Origin of the sequence: Streptomyces sp. NPDC058534, from assembly GCF_042717365.1 — a bacterium.
Lineage (GTDB): Bacteria > Actinomycetota > Actinomycetes > Streptomycetales > Streptomycetaceae > Streptomyces.
The window spans coordinates 104,838-108,877 of record NZ_JBHXNW010000009.1; the positions used below are offsets into that span (position 1 = coordinate 104,838).

Consider the following 4,040-nt stretch of genomic DNA (forward strand, 5'->3'; position numbering starts at 1 on the left):
CGCGTGGGTGTTTGTTTTTGTGCGGGCTCGGTGGTTGGCGCTGTGGGGGGTCGCGCCGGCGGGTCGGGGGGGGGGGGGCGGGGGTGGGGGCGCCCCCCCCCGGCCCCCCCGCGGCCAGCTCGGTGGCCTGCTTGGTCATCTCGGTCAGCAGCTTCATGTTGTCGAGCTGCTGCATGTCGTCCATCGACTGGCTGATGCGCATCGCGCCGAGCGAGGTGGCCGCGACCACCGGGAGCGCGAGCAGCGACACCAGACGGGTGGAGATCCGCCAGTTGCGCAGGGCTATTCGCGGGCCGGGGCCGCTCGGGCTCTTGGCCGGCTTGGCGGACGGCTGCTGGCCGGGGGCGGCCGCACCGGCCGTCCGACCGGCGCGCTCTCCCTTGTCGCCGGACGGGGTCTGGCCCTGGTTCTGGGCGTGCTGGGGCGAGGAGCCGACGGCCTTGGGGCCGGTCCCGCCGTGCGGCTCCGGCTCCGCCGAAGCGCTGCCATCCCTCTTGAAACGTCCCTGCACTAGCGTCGCAACCTCTGGACCAGGCGCCCCTCCGCGTGAACGGCGGGACACGGTGTCGGCGTCATGGGGGCGCCCTGAATACGCCCCCGTGGTGGTCGTGAGTGACCGGCGCTGGTTCCCCCTTCTCGCCGCCGCCCGGCGCTGCTTTGCGCCCCCTGCGCGCCGGCTCGATCCTGCGGCGGTCCGTGGAATTCCAGCACAGTGCAGGATCTCCAACAAGGCCCGTGGGGCAGGCCGTGAGATACGTGACAGCACGTGAGGGCCGAGTCACCAGACGTAGAAGGTGATCACCCGCAAAAGGGGCGTATGCCCGCGAGTTGTCGGGGTGTGGAGGGTGTCCCAGTCGCCATGATCAGGAGCGGAATGCGGGCTTCAGGGGTGGAATGTCTCATTGATCCCGGTGCCGCTGGAGTCGCAATTGACCGGTTTGACCCTTGATAAGTGAGCAAACTCACACGCAGATCGCGGGCCCTCCCCGAGTTGCCGGGGAATCGCATGTTTAGCCTGACGCTTTACAGAGAAGGCAAAACCGACAACCCGCGCCCTCGCAGGGGTCATCGCAGCCCCTCGGGCGCCCGGACACGACAGGGCCTCGTACAACCGTGAAGACGACGATGATGTTCCACCAGATCGCCAACCCGCGGCGCACGACGCTGGCGCACCTCGACGACGCCGACGACCTGCGCACGCAGGAGCAGCCGGAGCACGCCGTCGAGCTCCCCGCCCAGACCGCCAACCCCCGCCGCACCGTCCTCATGGAGGTACCGGTCGGGGCCGCCGTCGCAGAGTAGTACGTCACCCCGGCGCCGCCCGTTCAGGCGGCCCCCTAGGGCCTGTCTGACAATTCCCGTCTGCCTCGCGACGCCATGCACGCTCCCCCACTGCCTTGAAGGCGTGGGAGGTACCCCCACTCGCCGCACCGGGCGCAGAGCCAAGTACATCCAGTACGAGGCCCTACGCCCGGCACTCCCCCAGCCTCCGGCCGGGGGGACCCCCAGAGCACGCACCTGACGCCGCGAGGCCGCCCTCCGGGCGACGACGGGAATTGTCAGACAGGCCCTGAGCACCACGCGCCCGTCCGGCGGATCATGCCGGACGGGCGCGCCGCGTTAGCCTGGGGCGTCAGACTCCAGCCAGCTCAGTCAAGGGGCCAAGCAACCCGTGCGCATCGCCAGGTTCTCCATCGACGGGAACGTCGCCTTCGGCGCGGTCGAGGGCGACCAGCCGGACCAGCTCGTCCTCGACATCATCAAGGGCATCCCGTTCGGGGACTACGAGCTCTCCGGCACCAAGGTGCCCCTGAGCAAGGTGCGGCTGCTGCCGCCGGTGCTCCCGAACAAGGTCGTCGCCTTCGGCCGCAACTACGCCGAACACGCCCGCGAACTCGGCAACGAGGTGCCCGACGCCCCGTTCGCCTTCTTCAAGCCGTCCACCTCGGTGATCGGCCCCGGCGACGCCATCCAGTACCCCTCCTTCTCCGAGGAACTGCACCACGAGGCCGAACTCGCCGTCGTCATCGGCCGCATGTGCCGCGAGGTCCCGCGCGACCGCGTCCAGGACGTGATCTTCGGCTACACCTGCGCCAACGACGTCACCGCCCGCGACGTGCAGCGCCGCGAGAAGCAGTGGGCCAGGGCGAAGGGCTTCGACTCCGCCTGCCCGCTGGGGCCCTGGGTGGAGACGGACATCTCCCTCGCCGCCGCGGCCGACCTGACCATCCAGCTCACGGTCAACGGCGCCCAGCGGCAGCTCGGCCGCACCAGCGAGATGATCCACTCCATCGAGGACCTGATCGTCAACATCTCCGAGGCCATGACGCTGCTCCCCGGCGACGTGATCCTCACGGGGACCCCGGCCGGCGTCGGCCCCCTCAACGTCGGCGACGAGGTCGCCGTCACCATCGAAGGCATCGGCACTCTCACCAACAAGGTTGTCAAGCGTGGCTAGCGCACCCGGCTCACCCGTACGCGTACGTTTCTGTCCGTCCCCCACCGGCAACCCCCACGTGGGTCTGGTGCGCACCGCCCTGTTCAACTGGGCGTTCGCCCGGCACCACCAGGGCACGCTGGTCTTCCGCATCGAGGACACCGACGCGGCCCGCGACTCCGAGGAGTCGTACACCCAGCTGCTCGACTCGATGCGCTGGCTGGGCTTCGACTGGGACGAGGGCCCCGAGGTCGGCGGCCCGCACGCGCCGTACCGCCAGTCGCAGCGCATGGACATCTACCAGGACGTCGCCGAGAAGCTGCTCGCCGCCGGCCACGCCTACCGCTGCTACTGCTCCCAGGAGGAGCTGGACGCCCGCCGCGAGGCCGCCCGCGCGGCCGGCCGGCCCTCCGGGTACGACGGCCACTGCCGCGACCTGAGCGACGCCGAGGTCGAGGGGTACCGGGCCGAGGGCCGCGCGCCCATCGTCCGCTTCCGGATGCCCGACGAGGCGATCACCTTCACGGACCTGGTCCGCGGCGAGATCACCTACCTCCCCGAGAACGTCCCGGACTACGGCATCGTCCGCGCCAACGGCGCCCCCCTCTACACGCTGGTCAACCCGGTCGACGACGCCCTGATGGAGATCACCCACGTCCTGCGCGGCGAGGACCTGCTCTCCTCCACTCCGCGTCAGATCGCGCTGTACAAGGCGCTGACCGAGCTGGGCATCGCCAAGGAGATCCCGGCCTTCGGCCACCTCCCGTACGTCATGGGCGAGGGCAACAAGAAGCTCTCCAAGCGCGACCCCCAGTCGAGCCTGAACCTCTACCGCGAGCGCGGCTTCCTCCCCGAGGGCCTGCTCAACTACCTCTCCCTGCTCGGCTGGTCGCTCTCCGCCGACCAGGACATCTTCACGATCGACGAGATGGTCGCGGCCTTCGACGTCTCCGACGTCAACCCCAACCCGGCCCGCTTCGACCTCAAGAAGTGCGAGGCGATCAACGGCGACCACATCCGACTGCTGCCGGTGAAGGACTTCACCGAGCGCTGCCGCCCGTGGCTGAAGGCCCCCGTCGCCCCCTGGGCGCCCGAGGACTTCGACGAGGCCAAGTGGCAGGCCATCGCGCCGCACGCGCAGACCCGTCTGAAGGTCCTCTCCGAGATCACGGACAACGTCGACTTCCTGTTCCTGCCGGAGCCGGTCCTCGACGAGGCGAGCTGGACGAAGGCGATGAAGGAGGGCTCGGACGCCCTGCTCGTCACCGCCCGCGAGAAGCTGGACGCGGCCGACTGGACGTCCCCCGAGTCCCTCAAGGAGGCCGTCCTGGCCGCCGGCGAGGAGCACGGCCTCAAGCTCGGCAAGGCCCAGGCCCCGGTCCGCGTCGCCGTCACCGGCCGCACCGTCGGCCTGCCCCTCTTCGAGTCCCTGGAGGTCCTGGGCAAGGAGAAGGCGCTGGCCAGGATCGACGCGGCGCTGGTGAGGCTGGCGGAGTAACGCCCGCGCGTGAAGAAACAGGGGCGGGGGGCGGGGGGCCGCGGGGGGGCCCCCCCCCCCGCCCCCGGTGGGGGGGGCGCCGCCCCCCCCCCCGCGGGGGCCTGG

3 protein-coding genes and 1 pseudogene are annotated in these 4,040 nt (G+C 70.7%); 3 read left to right on the plus strand and 1 reads right to left on the minus strand.

All coding sequences use genetic code 11. The features are described 5' to 3' along the window. Window positions 1-511, minus strand: a pseudogene (locus ACFWR9_RS07685) (hypothetical protein); the annotation flags it as partial. A 602-nt stretch (window positions 512-1,113) separates the two neighbouring features. Here ACFWR9_RS07685 and ACFWR9_RS07690 point away from each other — a divergent pair. The 3 genes from ACFWR9_RS07690 (at window position 1,114) to gltX (ending at window position 3,935) form a co-directional block, all read left to right on the plus strand. Then, entirely contained in the window at window positions 1,114-1,302 is a 189-nt protein-coding gene (locus ACFWR9_RS07690; protein WP_064730001.1) for a hypothetical protein, read from the plus strand. 370 nt (window positions 1,303-1,672) lie between these two features. After that, a complete protein-coding gene (locus tag ACFWR9_RS07695; RefSeq protein WP_234960219.1) occupies window positions 1,673-2,458 on the plus strand; it encodes a fumarylacetoacetate hydrolase family protein in 786 nt (261 codons plus the stop codon). After that, window positions 2,451-3,935 carry a glutamate--tRNA ligase gene (gene gltX, locus ACFWR9_RS07700; RefSeq protein WP_383837089.1) on the plus strand — a complete coding sequence of 495 codons (1,485 nt, stop codon included), beginning with the start codon at window positions 2,451-2,453 and terminating at the stop codon, window positions 3,933-3,935. The genes ACFWR9_RS07695 and gltX overlap by 8 nt, the downstream gene beginning before the upstream one ends. Window positions 3,936-4,040 lie beyond the last annotated feature (105 nt).